This window comes from Spirillospora sp. NPDC047279 (genome assembly GCF_040643285.1).
GTDB lineage: Bacteria > Actinomycetota > Actinomycetes > Streptosporangiales > Streptosporangiaceae > Spirillospora.
Genome location: NZ_JBEYUA010000027.1, coordinates 62,848 through 82,199, shown reverse-complemented (window position 1 = coordinate 82,199; position 19,352 = coordinate 62,848). Strand labels below are relative to the sequence as shown.

Genomic DNA, 19,352 nt, shown 5'->3' with positions numbered 1-19,352 from the left:
GCGCGAAGGGGGTGATCAGTGGCGGGGTTCGGGGACGAGGACCTGCCGCAGCGACTCGAAGTCCTCGACGCACTTGCCGGTGCCGAGGACGACCGAGTCGAGCGGGTTGTCGACGAGGTGGATCGGCATGCCGGTCTCCTCGCGCAATCGCTCGTCGAGGTTGGCGAGAAGGGCGCCGCCGCCGGTGAGGGCGATCCCGCGGTCCATGATGTCGCCGGACAGCTCGGGCGGGCACTTGTCGAGGGTCGTCTTGACCGCGTCGACGATGGCGTTGACCGGCTCCTCGATCGCGCGGCGCACCTCCTCGGCGGAGATGACCACGGTCTTGGGCAGACCGCTGACCAGGTCACGGCCGCGGATCTCGGCATGCGGCTCGTCCTCGCCGCCGGGATAGGCGGACCCGATCGCCATCTTGATCTCCTCCGCGGTGCGTTCCCCCAGCATGAGGGAGTACTCCTTCTTGGAGAACGAGATCACGGCCTGGTCGAGTTCGTCGCCACCGACACGCACGGACTGGCTGGTCACGATGCCGCCGAGCGAGATGATGGCCACCTCGGTGGTGCCGCCGCCGATGTCGACCACCATGTTGCCGGTGGGCTCGTAGACGGGCAGCCCGGCGCCGATCGCGGCGGCCATGGGCTCCTCGATGATGTAGACCCGGCGGGCGCCGGCCTGGTAGCCGGCCTCCTTGACGGCGCGCTGCTCGACCCCGGTGATGCCGCTGGGCACGGCCACCACGATGCGCGGCTTGGCGAAGTGCCGCCGCTTGTGCACCTTCTGGATGAAGTAGCGCAACATCCTCTCGGTCACGTCGAAGTCGGCGATGACGCCGTCCTTGAGCGGGCGCACGGCGACGATGTTGCCGGGCGTGCGGCCGATCATCCGCTTCGCCTCGATGCCCACCGCGACGATCTTGCCGGTGTTGGTGTTGATCGCGACCACGGATGGCTCATTGAGGACGATGCCGCGCCCGCGAACATAGACCAGCGTGTTGGCGGTACCGAGATCGACCGCCATGTCACGGCCAAGAAAAGACAGCTTGTTACCCATGAAGAAAGGGAGCCCTTCATGTTGACGGGCGTGCAGAGCGGCAGCCCCATCGTAACGCCCTGAAGCGTTACGGGGCAGACACCCCCCGGGTGCGTCTTGCCGAAAAATCAGCGTGCTACCAGGTCACTTTCCGGTAAAACACACGCGGGCCGGATCACTCCGGCCCGCGTGTGTCACGTTTTTCGCCCCGGCGGCGCGGTGCGGACGTCAGCCCAGCTCGGGGAAGAACAGCTTGATCTCGCGCGCGGCGGACTCGGGCGAGTCGGAGCCGTGCACGATGTTCTCGCCGATCTCCAGGGCGTGGTCGCCGCGGATGGTGCCCGGGGTCGCCTTGACCGGGTCGGTCGCGCCGGCCAGCGCGCGGAACGCCTCGATGGCGCGCGGCCCCTCGACCACCAGGGCGACCAGCGGGCCGCCGGTGATGAACTCGACCAGCTCGCCGAAGAACGGGCGCTCGCGGTGCTCGCCGTAGTGGTCCTCGGCGGTGTCGCGGGACAGGGTGCGCAGCTCCAGCGCGACGATCTTCAGTCCCTTGCGCTCGATGCGGGAGATGACCTCACCGACCACGGCACGGCGGACGCCGTCGGGCTTGACCAGGACAAGAGTGCGCTCGGACACGGATGGTTCTCCTCGTACAGGTGGGATTACGCGAGCAGGTTACCCGGGTTCTCGGATCGGCGGCGGCCTTCGGCGTGCGCCGTGCGACGCCGCGCGGCGCTCACCCGGCCGCAGACGGCGGCCAGGACGACCGCCAGCACGCCCGCCGTGACGAGCCAGACACGGAACCCCGCGGTGAGACCGTACAGCTGCTGCGGCCCGTTCACCGGACGCAGGCGCTGGATCTGGGCGGCCTGGAGCGCGAGCACCAGCAACTGCCCGACGAGGACGGCCGGGAAGGCCAGCGTGAGGCCGAACAGGGCCGCGCCGACGCCCGCGCCGCGCAACGACGCGGCGAGCGCCATGCCGAGCCCGGCGCCGAGCGGCACCATCGGCGCGGCCAGCGTCCAGGGGCTGGACGCGACGTCGGTGGCCAGGCAGACCAGCACCGCGACGATCACCAGGCCGTGCCCGCCGAGGACCGCGCTGCGCGCCGCGTCCCTGGACATGCGCACGGTCGCCAGCGCACCGGCGAGGGCGGCGACGCCCGCGATCACGAAGGGGACGAGGTAGAGGCGCGGGTCGCCGGGCGTGCCGCCTTCGGCACCGGCGCCGGCGCCGCCTTCGGCACCGCGCAGGGTGGCGGCCGCGCCCGCCAGCCCGGCGAGCGGCCCGGCCAGCGGGTAGGTGAGCAGCCCGGCGGTGACCATCACGACCGCGCAGCCGAGCGGGCTGCCGGTGGCGGCGTCCTTGCCGCCGACGACGGCGAGGCCGATCAGCGCGACCATCGCGATGCCCGCGACGACGAGCTGCGCGCCCGGCGACCAGCCGTAGGTGGTGACCACGGCGAGGAACGCGAAGCCCGCGGCGGGCACGGCGGGCAGCAGCAGCTGGCCGCGCTCGGTCTGGCGCGGCGCGGCCAGCGGGGCGCGGCTCCTGATCGCCATGCAGGCGGCCGCGGCGGCCAGCGCGGCGGCCGCGACGCCCGGATAGGGGCCGAACGCCACCCGCCAGTCGCCGTCGGGGGTGCCGGCGTCCGGCAGCGGGGTCGCCTGGAGGGCCAGCGGCATCGCGACGAGGAGCGCGGCGACGAGCGTTCCGGCCCAGACGGCCGCCAGCGCGCGGCTGCGGCGTTCCCAGACCAGGACGAGGACCGCGGGTAGCACGACGCCCGCGCCGACGCCCTGCGCGACCCTGCCGCCGGCCATCATCGGCACCGATCCGGCGAGCCGGGCCGCGCCCAGGCCGCCCAGCAGCAGGACAAGGCCGATCAGCAGCACGAGCCGCGGCGAGAACCGGCGGGCGGACACGGCCGCGACCGGGACGGCGAGCAGGAGGGCGGGCAGGGTGAGCCCGGCGGCGCGGATCAGGCCGGGCAGGCCGGCGTCGTCGAGCCCGAGCGCGTCGCGCGCGGGCAGCAGGACGTTGAGGCTCGTGTTGGGGAGCACCAGGGCGATCGCCGGGAGGGCGGTGCACACCAGGGCCAGCACGCCGAGGGCGGCCAGCCGGTCACGCGTCCGTCCGGCACCGGGCATCAGCCCCGAGCCCTCGTCCGCCGAGCCTGAGCGCTGCCCGGACCGCTCGCCCCGTGCCCGGGCGTCATGCCCGGCCACGGCGGTCTCCGCGCCGCTCCCGGGCGCCGGCTCGGGCGTGCGCGCGGGCATGGGCGGGGGCGGCCAGGCCACGTGCTCGCCGCTGGATTCGCCCGGAAGGTCGGTGCGGATCTCGGTGGTGATCTCGGTGGGGATCTCGGTGGGGATCTCGGTGGTGCGGCGGCGTTCACCGCGGGGCGGGAGTTCGACGGGAATGGTGCGGCCGTCGGGAACGTCGAACGTGACGGTGCGGTCGGCGGGGTCTTCGGGCGGGAACCGGGTGGGATCGTCGTTCGGGTGGCGAGACACGGCCTTCTCCTTCAAGAGGGCGTCATCCACCGAGGCGCTTTTCCCGAAAGGGTGCGATGTCGGATTTGCGCGATAAATTAGAATCGCGAATATCGGCGGATGAGATAAGACGCCGTTCCCGCGAATTTAGCGCGCTTGCGCACTTTCCGCCTTGCGTCCGAGCCAAATCGCCGTGACCCAAAGCGCACCGAAAAGGGCGCCGAGGAAGAACATGGTCGGCACCATGAAGCCGGTGGCGATGATCAGCACCTGGAGGGCCCCGCCCACCGGCACCGCCCACGGGAAGCGCAGCAGCCCGGCCAGCAGCAGGCACGCCACCGCGAGCCCGCCGCACACCAGGCCCGCGACCTCGCCGCTCACGTCCAGCACCGAGACCGCCACCGGGATCGCGAGCGCGATCACGATCGCCTCGCAGGTCAGCACGGTCGACAACAACCTGCGCGCCGGATTCGCCGAGCGCGCTCCGCCGCCGGCCGCCGGGCTCGCCCCGCCTTGCGCACCCGGGCTCGCTCCGCTCGAAGCACCCGGGCTCGCTCCGCTCGAGGTCACTTCGTTCCCTCCACCCTCAACAAGGTCCGGGCATCGCCCGCGGTGACCACCGAGCCGGTGATCAGGACGCCCGCGCCCTGGTATTCACCGGTCTCCTCGGCCAGCCCGATCGCCTGGTCGATGGCGTCGTCGAGCCGCGGCGAGACGTGCACGCGGTCCGGGCCGAAGATCCCTTCGGCCAGTTCGGCGAGTTCTTCCGGCGGAAGGGAACGGGGCGAGGAGTTGCGCGTCACGACCAGTTCGGTGAGAACGGGTTCGAGCTGTTCGAGCATTCCGGCCACGTCCTTGTCGCCGAACGCGGCCACGACGCCGACCAGCCGGGTGAAGTTGAACGCCTCGGTGACCGTGGTGACGGCCGCCTCCATGCCCGCCGGGTTGTGCGCCGCGTCCAGCAGCACGGTCGGGCCGGTGCGCACGACCTCCAGGCGGCCGGGCGAGCCCGTCTTGGCGAACCCGCTGCGCACGAGCGCGGGGTCGAGCTGGCCCTCGTCGCCGCCCACGAACGACTCGCCCGCGGCGATCCGGGTGGTCGCCTCCAGGTTGGCCTCGCCCCTGGTCGGCGCGCCGCTGGCGAACGCCTCGACGGCGGCCAGCGCGCACGCGGCGTTGCTCGCCTGGTGGTCGCCGAACAGCGGCAGGAAGATCTCGTCGTAGGCCGCGTGCAGGCCCTGGATCCGCAGTTGCTGGCCGCCGAACGCGATGTCGCGGTGCACCACGCCGAACTCGATGCCCTCGCGCGCCGCCACCGCGCCCACCTCGCCGACGCGGCGCAGCAGCACCTCGGCCGCGGGCACCGGCTGCTGGGCCAGCACCGCGATCGCGCCGGGCTTGATGACGCCCGCCTTCTCCGCCGCGATCTCCTCGATCGTGTCGCCCAGGTAGCGGGTGTGGTCCAGGTTGATCGGCGTGATCACGGCGACCGTGCCGTCGGCGACGTTGGTCGCGTCCCAGGTGCCGCCCATGCCGGTCTCGACGACCGCCAAGTCCACCGGCGCGTCGGCGAACGCCGCGTACGCCATGGCAGTGAGCACCTCGAAGAACGACAGCCGGACGCCGTGCTTGTCGTCGATCAGCCCCACGTACGGGAGGACGTCCCGGAGCGTCTCGACGAAGCGCTCCTCGGAGATCGGCTCGCCGTCGATCGCGATGCGCTCCCGCAGCGTGGTCATCTCCGGGCTGGTGTAGAGCCCGGTGCGCAGCCCGCGTTCGCGCAGCAGCGCCTCGATCAGCCGGGCGGTGCTGGACTTGCCGTTGGTGCCCGCCACGTGGATCACGGGATAGGCCCGCTGCGGCTCTCCCAGCAGGTCGACCAGGTCCTGGATCCGGTCGAGGGTGGGATCGATCTCCCACTCCACCCCGCGGCCCATGATCTCGCTGACGGCGTCGCGATAGTCGCGCGGCTCGGTTAGCTGGCTCACGTTGCTCCATGCCTGCGGAAATTGACCTCTGCAGCCTACTTGCCGAGGGCCCGCGCCCCGGCACGACATCCCTGGAAGCACAACGTCCCTGGAAGCCCCGCGTCCCTGGAAGCATGGACCCGTGACGGCAGACGAGGCAGACGGGGTCTTCTTCCGCGAATGGGCCGCCCGGGAGCCGGGCGAGACCCGCGGCCTGGCCCGCGCCCGCGACCTGGCGGCCCGGCTGGGGCTCCTCCACCTCGACCTGCCGCTGCTGACGGTGGTCGGTTCCAAGGGCAAGGGCACCGCGGCGACGTACGCCTCCGCCTACCTGGTGGCCGCCGGGCAGCGCGTCTGCACGGTCACCAGCCCCGGCCTGCGCAGCAACCGCGACCGCGTCCGCCTGGACGGCGAGTCGATCAGCGAGGCCGGCCTGCGTTCCCTGGCGCGGACGCTGGACGAGGCGATGAGCGGCCTGCCTCCGCGTACGGACGGCTACCTGTCACCGGTCGGGCTCTTCACCCTCGCCGGGGCCCTGCACGCGCGCGAGACCGGCGCCGACGTGCTGGTCCTGGAGGCGGGCATGGGCGGACGGTCGGACGAGGTGAGCCTCTTCTCCCCCGCCGTCGTCGCCGTCACCCCCATCTTCGCCGAGCACGTCGGGGTGCTCGGCGACACCCCGGCCGAGATCGCCGCCGACAAGGCGGGGGTGATCACGGACGAGACGATGTTCGTGGTGTCGGCCCCGCAGGCCCCCGACGTCGCCGCCGTCCTCGACGGCGCCACGGCCGAGGCCGGAAGGGCGAAGATCAGCTACGCGCCGTGCTCGGGCGCCACCGCCGACCTGCTGCCGGCCGGGCTGGGCCGCGGCTCGGCCGAGCTGGGCTGCGCCGCGGCGCTCCGCCTGCTCGAGGCGTACGGCCTGGAATGGCCGGAAGCCGAACGGCTCAGGCCGGTCCTCGGCAGTCTCATCCTTCCCGGCAGGCTCTCCTGGCACCGGTTCGGCGGCACCGAGCTCCTGGCCGACTCCGCCATCGACGGGACGGGCGTGGCCGCCGCGCTGGACGCCGCCCGCGCCCGCTGGGGCTCCATCGACCACGTGCTCGTCTGCCTGCCCGACCACAAGGACCTGGACGGCGCGATCACCGCGCTGGGCGGCCTGCCCGTGACCTCCGTCCGGCTGCCGTACGACCACCTGCGCTTCGAACGGCCCCTGCCGCCCGCGTGGGACACGGTCGAGTCGGCCGACCTCTCCCCCGAGTCGATCGGCGCGCTGGGCGCCCGCGTGGTAGCACTGGGCACCGTCTATTTCACCGGCCTCGTGCTCGACGCCATCGGCGCCGAGACCGAACGGCTCTTCACCGCTCCTTAGAGCGCGGGAGGGCATGGGCTTCGCGGGGGTCCATGACCCCCGTCTCAGTACCCGGAGCCGGGGCCGTTCCCCCCGAAGCCGCCGCCCGGGAGCCCGCCGCCGCCCTGACCGCCGTCCGGCGCCTGCCACTGCCGCGACCAGCCGGGACGTTCGCCGCGGTCCGTCCCGCCGCCGCCGGCGACCGCGACACCGGTGGCGACCGCGCCGCCGGCGATGAAGATCCCGATCAGTCCGGCACCGACCAGCTGGACGGCCCTGTTCTGCACGAACCTGCCGAAGCCCCCGTCCTCGCGGGTGGGCCGCATTTCACACCGTGCCGCGCGACTCTGAGGGCCGCGTGCGAGGAGTCTGAGAACTCCCTGAATTGCCCACCGAGGGGTCGGGAGCCCTAGCGGGCCTTCTTCTCCAGGTCCGCGCGCATGTTGACCATGAGGTCGGCCATGGCGGCAGTGCCCGCCGCGTTGTCGGCGACGATGCCGAACGAGGCGGACGTGGCCCAGGCGCAGAACACGTGGACGTCGGAGAGCACGGCGAAGGTCCCGCAGGCCGCCTGCCCGCCGCCCTTGCCGGCGGGCACGCCGGAGCTGGCGATCGTCGTGCTCGGGCGGACCTTGGCCAGGAACTCCGCGGGCTTGCCGAACGTGCCCGTGCCGCCGTAGAAGAGCACGCTGCGCGGCGTCACGGCGGTCCCGGTGTAGACGCGCACCACGTTGCCCCGCCGGTCGGCCGCGGCGGCCCTGACGCCGGCCCGCACGAACGGGTAGGCGGAGGAGACCGCGGGGTTCTGGTCGCGGTTCCAGGTCAGGCCGCCCGCGACCGCCGCGTTGGTGATCATCCGGTTGGGCTTGGACGCGGGCGCCTCGTCGCCGCCCAGGCTCGCGTACAGCACGCCCGCGGCGAGGAGCGCGAGCAGGCAGATCCCGGCGCTCAGCACGGACCCGATCAGCAGCCCGCCCCGGCCGCGCTGCCTGGGCAGGTAGGGCGCGGGGAGCCGCGGCCCCGGCACCCGGAGGGGGCCGTCGGGGACGACCTGCCAGCCGCCCGAGGTGAGCGAGTCGGGCACCGGGCCGTCCGGGATGATCTGCCAGCCGCCGGACGTCGCCGGGCCGGGCACGCGGTCCTCCGGGCGGGGCGGCGGGGCCTGGACGGGCAGCGGGCCCGAGCTGTGCGCGGGGTCCACCACCACGTCGGGCGCCGCCATCCACCACGGCTCGGCGGCGTGGCCGTCCTCGGCGAGGTCGTCGTGACGCAGGCCGAACTCCGGAGGAACGTCCGGAGCGTCGACATCCTCGATCATCTGCGGCAGGACCCGCGGAATCTCCAGGTCGTCGACCGGCATGCCGTTCAGGTCGACGTTCTCCGGAGCGTCCGGCAGGTCGGGCTCGGCGACCGAATCCGCCATCACATCCCCAATCCCACCCAAAGCGCCGTCGGTCAGAGAGATCGTAGCCTGGCGCGCACGCAGAGCCGCCCCGTTCTGAAGGGCCGTGGCCGAAATGACAGAACTCCCGGACCGGCGGCGGCCGATCCGGGAGCCACGGCGATTGCCGTCAGGACGCGGGCAGGGCCGCCAGCTGTGCCTCGAGGCGCTGGATGTCGGCCTCGGCCTGGGCGAGGCGCTCGCGGTTCTTGGCGACGACGGCCTCGGGGGCCTTGGCCATGAACGCCTCGTTGCCGAGCTTCTTCTGGGCCTGGTCGACCTCCTTGCGGGCGGCCGCCAGATCCTTCTCCAGGCGCTTGCGCTCGGCCGCGACGTCGATGGCGCCGGCGGTGTCGAGCCGCACGGTGACCCCCTCCACCGGCAGCGACGCGGTCGCCGCGAAGCCGTCGCCGGGGCCGGTGAGGCGCAGGAGGGAACGGATGCCCTCCTCGTGCGCCGCCAGCGGCGAACCGTCGAAGGACAGCTCGGCGGCGACCTTCTGGCCCGGCTTGAGGCCCTGGTCGGCGCGGAACCGGCGGACCTCGGTCACCAGGCGCTGGAGCGACTCGACGATCTCGGTCGCCTCCTTGTCGAGCAGGTCGCCGTTCGCCGCCGGCCAGGGCGCCCGGACGAGCGTCTCGCCGCCGGTGAGCGAGATCCAGAGCTCCTCGGTGACGAACGGAGTCACCGGGTGCAGCAGGCGCAGGAGGACGTCGAGCACCTCGCCCAGGACGCGGCGGGTGGCCTCGGCGCGGTGGTCGTCGAACTGGACCTTGGAGAGCTCGACGTACCAGTCGCAGACCTCGTCCCAGGCGAAGTGGTAGAGCGTCTCGCAGGCCTTGGCGAACTCGAAGTGCTCGAGCTGGTCGTCCACCTCGGCGGCGACCGTCTGCAGGCGCGACAGGATCCACCGGTCGACGGTGGACAACTCCGAGGGAAGCGGCCCGCGCACGTGCGCGCCGTTCAGCAGCGCGAAGCGGGTGGCGTTCCACAGCTTGTTGCAGAAGTTGCGCGAACCCTGCGCCCACTCCTCGGCGACCGGGACGTCGCCGCCCGGGTTGGCGCCGCGCAGCAGCGTGAAGCGGGTGGCGTCGGCGCCGTACCGCTCGATCCAGTCGAGCGGGTCGACGACGTTGCCGAACGACTTGGACATCTTCTTGCCGTGCTGGTCGCGGACCATGCCGTGCAGGGCGATGACCTTGAACGGCTCGACGCCGTCCATCGCGTACAACCCGAACATCATCATCCGGGCGACCCAGAAGAACAGGATGTCGTAGCCGGTGACCAGCACCGACGTCGGGTAGAAGCGCTCGAGGTCGGCGGTCTCGTCGGGCCACCCCAGCGTCGAGAACGGCCAGAGCGCCGAGGAGAACCACGTGTCGAGCACGTCGGTGTCCTGCGTCCAGCCGGCGGGCGGCTCCTCGTCCGGCCCGGCGCAGATCGTCTCGCCGTCCGGGCCGTACCAGACCGGGATGCGGTGGCCCCACCACAGCTGGCGGCTGATGCACCAGTCGTGCATGTTGTCGACCCAGGCGAAGTAGCGCGCGGCCATCTCCGGCGGGTGGATCTGGACGCGGCCCTCGCGGACGGCGTCGCCGGAGGCCTTGGCCAACGGCCCGGCCTTGACGAACCACTGGAGCGAGATCCGCGGCTCGACGACGGTCTCGCAGCGCTGGCAGTGGCCGACCGCGTGCTCGTACGGGCGGACCTCCTTGACGATCCGCCCCTCCTCGCGCAGCGCGGCCACGACGGCCGGGCGCGCCTCGAAGCGGTCGAGGCCCTCGAACGGGCCGTGCGCGGTGATCACGCCGCGCTCGTCCATGATCGGGATGGCCGGCAGCGAGTGGCGCCGGCCGATCTCGAAGTCGTTGGGGTCGTGCGCCGGGGTGACCTTGACGCAGCCGGTGCCGAACGCCGGGTCGACGTGCTCGTCGGCGACGATCGGGATGCGGCGGCCGGTCAGCGGCAGCTCGACCTCGGTGCCGACCAGGTGCCGGTACCGCTCGTCGTCGGGGTGCACGGCCACGGCGGTGTCGCCGAGCATCGTCTCGGCGCGGGTGGTGGCCACCACGATGTCGTCGGAGTAGCGGATCGAGACCAGCTCGCCGTCGCGGTCGGAGTGCTCGACCTCGATGTCCGACAGCGCGGTCAGGCAGCGCGGGCACCAGTTGATGATCCGCTCGGCCCGGTAGATCAGCCCGTCGTCGAACAGCCGCTTGAAGATCGTCCGGACGGCGCGGGCGCGCGCCTCGTCCATCGTGAACGCCTCGCGGGCCCAGTCGACGCTGTCGCCGAGCCGCTTCATCTGGCCCAGGATGCGCCCGCCGGACTCGGCCTTCCACTGCCAGACGCGCTCGACGAACGCCTCCCGGCCCAGGTCGTGCCGGGACAGGCCCTCCTTGGCCAGCTCGCGCTCGACGACGTTCTGGGTGGCGATGCCGGCGTGGTCCATGCCCGGGATCCAGGCCGTCTCGTACCCCTGCATGCGGCGGCGCCGGATCAGCGTGTCCTGGATGGAGTGGTCGAGCGCGTGCCCCATGTGCAGCGACCCGGTGACGTTGGGCGGCGGGATGACGATCGAGTACGCGGGGGCGGCGGGGTCCCGAGCAGCGTCGGCGGCGAAGTAGCCTGCGGATACCCAGCGTTCGTAGAGCCTGCCCTCGACATTCGCCGGCTGGTACTGGGTGGGCAGATCGACGTCTGCGGCGGCCTGGCCGCGCTCGTTGCTGGGCTGAGTCACGGGCCCAGATTCTACGGGGCCCCGACAGGTAGAACACGCCGCCCCGTAGATGCGTCAATAGATACAGAACCAGCCGGTCCAGGCCCTCCCTCGAGGCGCCGTTCCGGTGTCCGAGGAGATGACATGAGCGGTTGGAACCTCCCTCCGGGCCAGAGCGGGCCCGAAGGCCACGGACAACAACCTCCACAGCAGCCGGGCGGCTACGGACAGCAGCCTCCGCAACAGCCCGGGGGCTACGGGCAGCAGCCCGGCCACCCACCGTACGGAGGCGGCGGCGGATACCCGCCTCCTCCCCCCGGCCGACCGGGCGGCGGTCCCGGCGGCACTTCCCCGGGCGGCCCGTACGGCCAGCCCGGCCCCTACGGCCAGCCCGGCCAGCCCGGGGCCTACGGACCGTCCGATCCGTACGGGCAGCCGGGACAGCCCGGCCCGTACGGCCCGCCACCGCGCAAGTCGCACACCGGCCTGATCCTCGGCGTGATCGCCGGCGTCGTCGTGGTGATCCTCGTCGCCGGCATCGCGCTGATCATGGCCGTCAGCGCGTCGGGCTCCAAGTACGACATCACCACCCCCACCGTCGCGGCCGGGCTGACCCGCGACCCGTCCACCGAGTCCACGCTGGCGTCCACGACCTCGATGATCCGCAGCCAGTTCGAGGCCGAGACCAAGGGCCAGATCACCTCGTTCCGGTCCGCCTTCTACAAGGACCCGAGCGGCACCTCCGCCGGCACCACCCCGGCCGGCGTGCTCTTCATCGGCGGCACCGGCGACATCGGCGACCCCGACAACTTCATCAAGGGCTTCCGCGACGGCGCCGCCAAGTCCGGCACGTCCGTCACCACCACCGACGCCGGGCCGAACGGCGGCCGGGCGGCCTGCGCCCAGATCAGCCGTTCCGGCGTGACCATCACCGAGTGCGCCTGGGCGACCTCCAACTCGTTCGGCGTGGTCGTGCCGACGAGCTCCGACAGCACGATCTCGGGCACCGCCGACCTCATGCGCAAGTTCCGCGCGGACGTCGAGGTCGAGCGCTGACGACCCCCATCGGGTGACGGGCCGGGACGACCCGGCCCGGAGCCCGGTTCCGGCACGCTCCGGCACGCCCTCACCGCATCGCGTGAGGTAGATCACACATTCATGTCAACTGCGCCCCGAGGCGAACGCGACGGCCACCGTGTACGTCCAACGCTTCGGAATCCACCGGACGAACCGACCCCTGAATCGTTCGCCCGGCCCGATAAGGAGCTTTGACATGAGCGGTTGGAACCCCCCTCCGGCACCCGGCGGCCCCGGACCCTACGGCTACGGGCCCCCGCCCGGACCTCCGATGGCCTACGGCCCGCCCCCGCCCCGGCGCTCGTCCGGCGCCGGCTGCGTGATCGGCGTCATCTTCGCCGGGTTCGCGGCGGTCGTGCTGGTGATCGTCGTCGTGGTCGTCGTCGTGGCCAACAACAAGCATGAGATCGACACCCCGCTGACGGCCGCCGGGCGTTCGCGCGACTACTCCGCCGAGTCCCAGATGGCCACCACGATCGCCAGCCAGCGCCGCATCCTCCAGCAGGCCACCGGCTACAAGATCAGCGTGGTCAAGTCGGCCGTCTACGGGCGGAGCAGCGACCGGTACGTGTTCGTCGGCGGCGAGGGCGACTTCGACCCCGACATCCTCTACACCTCGTTCCGCCGCTCGGTCGACCGCGAGGTCAGCACCAGCCGTTTCACCACCCTCACCCTGCCCATCAGCGACGCGGGCGGTTCCGGCAAGGCCGTCTGCACCAGCATCCGCTACCGGTCGACCACCAGCAGCAGCCTGACGTACTCCACCGCGATGTGCGCCTGGATGACCGGCAGCACGTTCGGCATGGTCTACCCGGCCCCCGAGAGCAGCTCCAGCCTGTCGTCCTCGTACGTCCGCTCGTACAGCACCACCACCGTCGCCTCGGTCATGCGCAGCCTCCGCGACGACGTGGAGGACTGAGCCCGGAGGCTCGGGACGGAAGGGGGCGGGCGGGGGCACGGCCCCGAATGATGATCAGAATGCGTTTTCCCGTTTCGCTCGGGACACCGGTCACCTGACACCGGGTCACCCCACCGGACAGGGTCTTGTCCGGACGAGGCGAACCACCGCCGACGGGGACGTCCGGACCAGCCGACGGCCGGAACGAGGTGAAGGACGGGATGCGAACCGCATTCGCGCGCGCGGCCGGGCTGGCCGGCGCGTTCACCGCGGGGGCGGTGACGGCGCACCTGACGAGCATCCCCCACCTCGTCGCGCTGACCGCGAGCCTGCGGCGGTCCAAGGCACGGATGCTGGCCGCCCACGAGGAGGAGCGGCGGCGGCTCCGCCACAACCTCCACGACGAGCTCGGGCCGACGCTGGCGAGCCTGGCCATGTCGCTGGACGAGGCCAGGATCGCGCTGGTCACCGACCCCGGGCGGGTGGACCCGCTGCTGTGCGAGCTGCGCGACCGGCTGGCCGGCACGGTCGGCCAGGTCCGCGAGCTGGCGCACGACCTGCGGCCGCCGGCGCTGGACGACCTCGGCCTGGTTGGCGCGATCGAGACGCTGGCCGAGGGCGCCTGCGACCGGGTGGACGTGCGGTTCGACGGCGACCCCACCAACCTGCCCGCGGCCACCGAGGTCGCCGCGTACCACATCGTGGCGGAGGCGCTCACCAACGTCCGCCGGCACTCCGAGGCCTGCGCCGCCCTGGTGGTCCTGAGCCGCGACACCGACCTGCACCTCATGGTCGCCGACTCCGGCCGGGGGCTGCCCGACCGGCTGCGGAACGGGCACGCGCGGCGGCCGGCCGTCACCCCCGCCCGCCGCGGCGCGCGCACCCGCGGCCTGGCCGCCATGCACGAGTGGGCGGCGGAGGTCGGCGGCGGCTGCACCATAACCTCACGAGCCGGAGGCGGCACCGTCGTCTCCGCCCGTCTGCCACTCTCAGTGCCGGGTAGCATCGGGCTTCGACCGGCAAAGGCGGACGAACATGAGCGCAGAGGACATCCGGGTCCTCATCACGGATGACCACCCTGTCTTCCGCCAGGGGTTGAAGGGCCTGCTCCAGGCCCTCGGCATCGAGGTGGTGGCCGAGGCGGAGAACGGCCCGGAGGCGGTCAGGCTCGCCGCCGAGCTGCAACCCGACGTCGTCGTGATGGATCTTCACATGCCGGGCGGCAACGGCATCGAGGCCACCCGGACGATCACCCGCACCAGTCCCCGGATCGGGGTCCTGGTGCTGACGATGTTCCGGGACGACGACTCGGTGTTCGCGGCCATGCGGGCGGGCGCCCGCGGCTACCTCCTCAAGGAGTCGGGCGCCGAGGAGATCGCGCGCGCGGTCCGGGCGGTCGCGGCCGGCGAGGCCATCTACGGCCCCGAGATCGCGCGCCGCGTCCTGGCGTACTTCACCGAGATGCCCGACCCGAGGCAGGCCGCGTTCCCCCAGCTCACCGAACGTGAACGCGAGGTGCTGGAGCTGATCGCGCAGGGCCGCAGCAACCAGGAGATCGCCGCGGCCCTGTTCCTGAGCCAGAAGACCGTGCGCAACCACGTGTCCAACATCTTCATGAAGCTGCACGTGGCCGACCGCGCCCAGGCCATCGTCCTAGCCCGCGAAGCAGGCCTCGGCGGCTCCTAACCCCCATCCCCCCACCCCACCCCCGCCCAGCCGTCAAGCAGCGCCCCAGCGGGCAGCGCAGGCCAGCGAGCGACGGCGGAGGGGGCGGCGGTCCAACTTGCAGCGGCACGGCATCCGACGGCCTAACGGGCAGCGCAATCCCACGGCCAGCGGCGGCGGAGGCGGCGGAGGCGGCGGTCCAACTTGCAGCGATAGGGCGCTCGACGGCCATATGGGCAGCGCGAGCTAACGAGCGACGGCGGTGGGGCCTGTGATCCAGCCCGCAGCTGCATGGCGCGACGGCCTGGCGGGCAGCGCGGTCTACCGGGCAGCGCGGCCTGGCGGGCGATGGCGGGGGGCAGCGGTATTGCGGGCTGCTGTCCAGCGAGCGGTGGCGGTGGACGTGGCGGATGCGAGGGCGGCGCGTGCCATCGCGTTCACTCCGTTCTGGTTGGGGTGTGCCGGGGCGGCCCACTGGGTGGGCATGCCCTCGATCCAGCGCTGGGCGGGGTCGCCCTGGCACATGTCGTGCCCCGGCTGGGCGGTGTCGACCAGCGTGGCCCCGGCGTCCGCCGCCTCCTCGGCGAGCATTCCGTTCAGCCAGGCCTGAACGTCGCGCAGGTAGGCCACGTCGCCCTTGGCGATCGGCACCCACGGGAAGCAGCCCGTACCGGTGGCGGGCATCAGCAGCGGGTAGTTGAGCAGCAGCACGCGCGCCTGGGGCGACCGTTCGCGGATGCCCCGCAGCGCCGCGCCGACCTTCGGGGCCGCGTTGTCGACGCTCACCCTGAACTGGTCGACACCGCCGGCCGTGAGCTGGTCCTTGCAGGGCGAACCCTCGGGATCGCCGTAGCTGACCTGGAAGCACCGCACGGCCTTGCTGAACCCGATGTCGTTGCCGCCGACGGTCAGCGTCACCAGCGTGGTGTCCGTCTTGAGCGCGTCGTACTGCGGCGGGTTGGCCGACCCCACCGAGAACGACTGCGCGGCCGCGAAGTGTTTGGTCTGCGCGCCCGAGCAGCTCACGTCCACGAAGCTCGCCGCGTTCAGCGCCTTGGCGACCTGCGTCGGGTAGTTGCGGTCGCCCCGCAGGCAGCCGACCGGCGAGCCCGGCTGGAGGAACGAGGTAAGCGGCGCCGCCGTGTAGGAGTCGCCGAGCGCCACATAGCGCGCAGGGACCGCCCCCCGCGCGAGCCCCGCCTGCGCAGGCATGGCCTGCGCCTGCATGGCCTGCGCGAGCGCCGCGTTCGCGGGCGCGGCCTGCGCGAGCACCGTGTGCCCAGGCGCGCCATGCGCAGGTACGGCCCGCGCAGGTACGGCCTGCGCGGGCGCCGCCTGCACAGGTGCCGCGTGCGCGGGTAGGGCTGTCGCCAGGGTCGCGGTCGCGAGGGCGGTCAGGCATGACAAGGGCAGCAGGCGGCGCGGCACGGCGGTCTCCTCGGGCTCAGGGGCGTGCCTGATTTCTAGTCCGCTGTGACTGCCGTCACTATGAAGCCGACGATCGTTTTACCCACCGGAATCCGTCTCCGGTGCACAACAGACGTTGCGATCACCGCTAGAGCCGCCGCAGCCTCAGCCAGAGCCGCTGAGGCCTCGGGAGCCACAATCTCCTCTGCGGATCGCTGCGGTCTCTGGAGCCACTGCGGCCTCCGCCGGAGCCGCGGTCACCTTCGAAATTGCGGTCGCCTCCAAGGCCCCGGTCGCCTCCGGAGCGACGGTCACCTCCAAAGCCGCGTTGGTCTCCGGAATCGTGATCGGCTCTGGGACCGCGATCGGCTCTGGAGCCGATGTCGTCTCCGGCGGACGTCCTTCGCCCTGGGTACGTTCGGGGAATGGACGATCATTTCGGGGAGCGGGTCGCGGCGCGTTACGACGAGGCGTCGGCGGAGATGTTCGAGCCTGGGGCGGTGGACCCGGTGGTCGACCTGCTGGCCGACCTGGCCGGTGGTGGACGGGTGCTGGAGCTGGGGATCGGCACCGGACGCATCGCCCTGCCGCTCTCCAGGCGCGGCGTCCCCGTGCACGGCATCGACCTCTCCCGCGCGATGGCCGACCGCCTGCGAGCCAAGCCGGGCGGCGACACGATCGGCGTGACCATCGGCGACTTCGCCACCACCCGCGTCGAGGGCACGTTCTCCCTGGCCTACCTGGTCTTCAACACGATCATGAACCTGACGACTCAGGAGGCTCAGGTCGCCTGCTTCGAGAACGTCGCGTCCCACCTGGCCCCCGGCGGCCGCTTCGTGATCGAGGTCGGCGTTCCCGACCTGCGCCGTCTCCCTCCCGGCCAGAACATCGTGCCGTTCCATGTCGGTCCCACCGGCTGGGCGTTCGACGTCTACGACACCGCGACCCAGTCCATGAGCTCCAACTACGTGGACGTGGTCGGCGGCCACGGCGAATACCGCTCGATCCCGTTCCGGTACGTGTGGCCGGCCGAGCTGGATCTCATGGCCCGGATCGCCGGCCTCCGCCTCCGCGACCGATGGGCCGGCTGGACGGCGGCGCCGTTCACCCACGAGAGCGGCGCGCACGTCTCGGTTTGGGAGAAGCCTTAGGGCGCCAGGCCGATCCGGTGCAGCGCCAGCGCCGAGAATCCGAGCAGCGAACGATTCCACGGCAGCGGGAAGGCGCCCGTATGGATCTCGTCCGCGCGGTCACGGGCCTCGACGAGCGCTTCGAGCGCCGCCTCGGGGATCCGCTCCCCCTGCCTGAGGGCGAGCGCGACCGCGGCGGTCAGCCGTACGCCGTAGACGCCCGCGGCGAGCAGGCCGGTCAGCCGCCGTTCGATCGCCGGATCGTCCGCGCCCAGGTGGCCGAGCGTCAGATTGGCGCTCGCCCGGGCGAGCTCGCGTCCGTCCGTCCCGGGAACGTCGAGAAGCGCCGACACGGCGGGCCCCGTGGCGGGAAACCAGACCAGCAACTCGGCCGCCCGCGCCGCCACGACCTGGTCGGCGTCGGTGGTCCAGGAGACGAACCGGTCGCTGATCGCGGCCGCCGCACGGTACGCGTCACGGTCCCAGGAGACCGCCACCGCGTCGACGTCCACGGCCGCCTCCGCGCCGTCCTCCCCGCACGGACCGCCCTCGCCGTGTAGGTCGTCCGCTCCGTACAGGAGGTTCAGCGTCCGGGCCACGTCGGCGGCGGTCACCCCGGCCGCCGCCGCGAACGCCTTCGCGGGGTCGAACGGCAGGTGGGTGTCGTCGCGGTCGCCGACCGCGAGCGCGGAGAGCAGGCCGATCACCCGCTCCCGTTCCGGCGTCGCCGGATCGTCCGCGAGCGCGGCCAGGAACGGGATCACCTGCCCGCTCGCCTGCCACCTCGTCCCCTGGTGATAGACGTTGCCGGACAGCTCGCGGTACGCCTGGAGCCGTTCGTCCTCGTCCGGGGAGATCAGCGCCCTCAGCTGGCCGGGGACGTCCGTCGCGGCGCCGTAGGCGTGGTGGAGGCGCCCCCACGCGACGTCGTCGAGCCCGGCCAGCGGGGCTCCGGAGGGCCTCACGCCTTCGTACGGGCCGCCTCGGCGGCCGCGATGACCCCGGTCAGCGCCTCGTGCAGGCCCCGGAGTTCGCTGAGGTCCATGTCGAGCCGCTCGACGATCGCGGGCGGGATCTTCAGGGCCTCCGCGCGCAACTCCCGCCCCCGGTCGGTCAGCACGACCGCCAGCGAACGTTCGTCCTCCCCCGCCCGTCCCCTTCGCAGCAGTCCCGCGGCCTCAAGCCGCTTCAGCAGTGGGGACAGGGTCGCCGGCTCCAGGTGCAGCATGCCGCTGAGCTCCTTGACCGACAGCGGCGCGTGCTGCCACAACGCGAGCATCACCAGGTATTGGGGGTGGGTCAGCCCCATCGGCTCGAGCAGGGGCCGGTAGACCGAGATGACCGAACGGGCCGCGACGGCCAGGGCGAAGCACACCTGGTTCTCCAGCGCCAGAGGGTCGAGGTCCTCCAGGGCGACATCGCTCACATCGGTCTCCACGGGTCCGGGAATGTCCCGCACCTATCGTACGCTAATGATTAGTGCACTAATCGAAGGAGACGCGATGCCCAAGCGCCCGTCGTTCCTGCCGTCGCTGGAGACGCTGGAGCAGCAGGCCCTGGACCGTTCGGCCCAGGGCGAGCGGCCGGGCTCCCAGTTCGGCCACCCGACGGCCAAGTACATCTTCATCGTCGGCCTGGTGGTGACCGCCCTGGCTCACATCATCGGCGGCATCATCTTCGCGATCATCGGCCTCTGACTCCCACCCGGTGACCCCACGCGAGCGCCCCCACGCGGGGGGCCCTCACGCGGTGATCCCTCCTTGGTGGTCCCTACGCGGGCTGGAAGAGCTCCACCACGTTCCCCGACGGGTCCTGGAGCAGGATCTGGGACCCGCCGGGCCCGGTGACCACGTCGTTGCGGAACGGCAGCCCCGCCGATCGGAGCTTGCCCACCTCCGCCTCCAGATCGTCGACGATCAGATGGATGCGGTTCCAGCCGCCCGGACCGGGCTTGACGCCGTCGGGCATCGGTCGTCCGGCCGAGGACTCCGGCCCGCTCAGCAGCAGCCGCAGGTTGCCGCGGACCACGTCCGCGAACGCGGGCAGCGCGGCGAAGCGCACGTCGAAGCCCAGGTGCGAGGTGTAGAAGTCGACGGCCTCGCGCACGTCGTCGACCATGTAACGGACGCTGACCAGCTCGTCGGACATCGTCGTTCTCCTTCCGTTCCCC

General features: G+C 72.3%; 19 protein-coding genes. 7 read left to right on the top strand and 12 right to left on the bottom strand.

Annotated features, from left to right (window positions below; translation table 11 throughout):
* Nucleotides 1-15: 15 nt before the first annotated feature.
* The 5 genes from ABZ810_RS43890 to ABZ810_RS43870 all read right to left on the bottom strand — a co-directional run bounded on the left by ABZ810_RS43890 (nt 16) and on the right by ABZ810_RS43870 (nt 5,464).
* Nucleotides 16-1,050 (bottom strand): rod shape-determining protein, encoded by a 1,035-nt coding sequence (locus ABZ810_RS43890; RefSeq protein WP_358413435.1) that lies wholly within the window; start codon nt 1,048-1,050, stop codon nt 16-18.
* Between the two features lie 207 nt (nt 1,051-1,257).
* Entirely contained in the window at nt 1,258-1,668 is a 411-nt protein-coding gene (gene ndk, locus ABZ810_RS43885; RefSeq protein WP_358413433.1) for a nucleoside-diphosphate kinase, read from the bottom strand.
* 26 nt (nt 1,669-1,694) lie between these two features.
* Entirely contained in the window at nt 1,695-3,548 is a 1,854-nt protein-coding gene (locus ABZ810_RS43880) for a hypothetical protein (protein WP_358413431.1), read from the bottom strand.
* 126 nt (nt 3,549-3,674) lie between these two features.
* Nucleotides 3,675-3,980, bottom strand: coding sequence for a DUF4233 domain-containing protein (locus tag ABZ810_RS43875; protein WP_358413429.1), 306 nt, complete (start codon nt 3,978-3,980; stop codon nt 3,675-3,677).
* A 113-nt stretch (nt 3,981-4,093) separates the two neighbouring features.
* Entirely contained in the window at nt 4,094-5,464 is a 1,371-nt protein-coding gene (locus ABZ810_RS43870) for a folylpolyglutamate synthase/dihydrofolate synthase family protein (RefSeq protein WP_358413489.1), read from the bottom strand.
* A 172-nt stretch (nt 5,465-5,636) separates the two neighbouring features.
* Here ABZ810_RS43870 and ABZ810_RS43865 point away from each other — a divergent pair, with 172 nt between their 5' ends.
* Entirely contained in the window at nt 5,637-6,866 is a 1,230-nt protein-coding gene (locus ABZ810_RS43865) for a hypothetical protein (RefSeq protein WP_358413427.1), read from the top strand.
* Between the two features lie 44 nt (nt 6,867-6,910).
* Here ABZ810_RS43865 and ABZ810_RS43860 read toward each other — a convergent pair whose 3' ends face one another.
* From ABZ810_RS43860 to ABZ810_RS43850, 3 genes are all read right to left on the bottom strand, one after another.
* Nucleotides 6,911-7,171 carry a hypothetical protein gene (locus ABZ810_RS43860; RefSeq protein WP_358413425.1) on the bottom strand — a complete coding sequence of 87 codons (261 nt, stop codon included), beginning with the start codon at nt 7,169-7,171 and terminating at the stop codon, nt 6,911-6,913.
* 83 nt (nt 7,172-7,254) lie between these two features.
* Complete coding sequence (locus ABZ810_RS43855) at nt 7,255-8,268, bottom strand: hypothetical protein (RefSeq protein ID WP_358413423.1); 1,014 nt, start codon at nt 8,266-8,268, stop codon at nt 7,255-7,257.
* 148 nt (nt 8,269-8,416) lie between these two features.
* Complete coding sequence (locus tag ABZ810_RS43850; protein WP_358413421.1) at nt 8,417-11,026, bottom strand: valine--tRNA ligase; 2,610 nt, start codon at nt 11,024-11,026, stop codon at nt 8,417-8,419.
* Between the two features lie 123 nt (nt 11,027-11,149).
* On the opposite strand from ABZ810_RS43850, the gene ABZ810_RS43845 reads away from it, so the two are divergent.
* The 4 genes from ABZ810_RS43845 to ABZ810_RS43830 all read left to right on the top strand — a co-directional run bounded on the left by ABZ810_RS43845 (nt 11,150) and on the right by ABZ810_RS43830 (nt 14,666).
* Nucleotides 11,150-12,061: a hypothetical protein gene (locus ABZ810_RS43845; RefSeq protein ID WP_358413419.1), complete on the top strand. Its 912-nt coding sequence runs from the start codon at nt 11,150-11,152 to the stop codon at nt 12,059-12,061.
* Nucleotides 12,062-12,278: 217 nt separating this feature from the next.
* Complete coding sequence (locus ABZ810_RS43840) at nt 12,279-13,001, top strand: hypothetical protein (RefSeq protein WP_358413417.1); 723 nt, start codon at nt 12,279-12,281, stop codon at nt 12,999-13,001.
* Between the two features lie 200 nt (nt 13,002-13,201).
* Nucleotides 13,202-14,053: an ATP-binding protein gene (locus ABZ810_RS43835; protein WP_358413415.1), complete on the top strand. Its 852-nt coding sequence runs from the start codon at nt 13,202-13,204 to the stop codon at nt 14,051-14,053.
* On the top strand, nt 14,016-14,666 hold the full coding sequence (locus ABZ810_RS43830) for a response regulator transcription factor (RefSeq protein WP_358413413.1): 651 nt from the start codon (nt 14,016-14,018) through the stop codon (nt 14,664-14,666). The genes ABZ810_RS43835 and ABZ810_RS43830 overlap by 38 nt, the downstream gene beginning before the upstream one ends.
* Before the next feature lie 300 nt (nt 14,667-14,966).
* Here ABZ810_RS43830 and ABZ810_RS43825 read toward each other — a convergent pair whose 3' ends face one another.
* Complete coding sequence (locus tag ABZ810_RS43825; protein WP_358413411.1) at nt 14,967-15,917, bottom strand: SGNH/GDSL hydrolase family protein; 951 nt, start codon at nt 15,915-15,917, stop codon at nt 14,967-14,969.
* Nucleotides 15,918-16,477: 560 nt separating this feature from the next.
* On the opposite strand from ABZ810_RS43825, the gene ABZ810_RS43820 reads away from it, so the two are divergent.
* Entirely contained in the window at nt 16,478-17,203 is a 726-nt protein-coding gene (locus ABZ810_RS43820) for a class I SAM-dependent methyltransferase (RefSeq protein ID WP_358413409.1), read from the top strand.
* Here ABZ810_RS43820 and ABZ810_RS43815 read toward each other — a convergent pair.
* Entirely contained in the window at nt 17,200-18,147 is a 948-nt protein-coding gene (locus ABZ810_RS43815; RefSeq protein WP_358413407.1) for a hypothetical protein, read from the bottom strand. The genes ABZ810_RS43820 and ABZ810_RS43815 overlap by 4 nt on opposite strands.
* Nucleotides 18,144-18,608, bottom strand: coding sequence for a MarR family transcriptional regulator (locus ABZ810_RS43810; protein WP_358413405.1), 465 nt, complete (start codon nt 18,606-18,608; stop codon nt 18,144-18,146). Before ABZ810_RS43810 ends, ABZ810_RS43815 begins: the two co-directional genes overlap by 4 nt.
* Nucleotides 18,609-18,684: 76 nt before the next feature.
* Here ABZ810_RS43810 and ABZ810_RS43805 point away from each other — a divergent pair, with 76 nt between their 5' ends.
* Nucleotides 18,685-18,879, top strand: a complete 195-nt coding sequence (locus tag ABZ810_RS43805) for a hypothetical protein (protein ID WP_358413403.1) — start codon at nt 18,685-18,687, stop codon at nt 18,877-18,879.
* A 73-nt stretch (nt 18,880-18,952) separates the two neighbouring features.
* Here ABZ810_RS43805 and ABZ810_RS43800 read toward each other — a convergent pair whose 3' ends face one another.
* Entirely contained in the window at nt 18,953-19,330 is a 378-nt protein-coding gene (locus ABZ810_RS43800; protein WP_358413401.1) for a VOC family protein, read from the bottom strand.
* Nucleotides 19,331-19,352 lie beyond the last annotated feature (22 nt).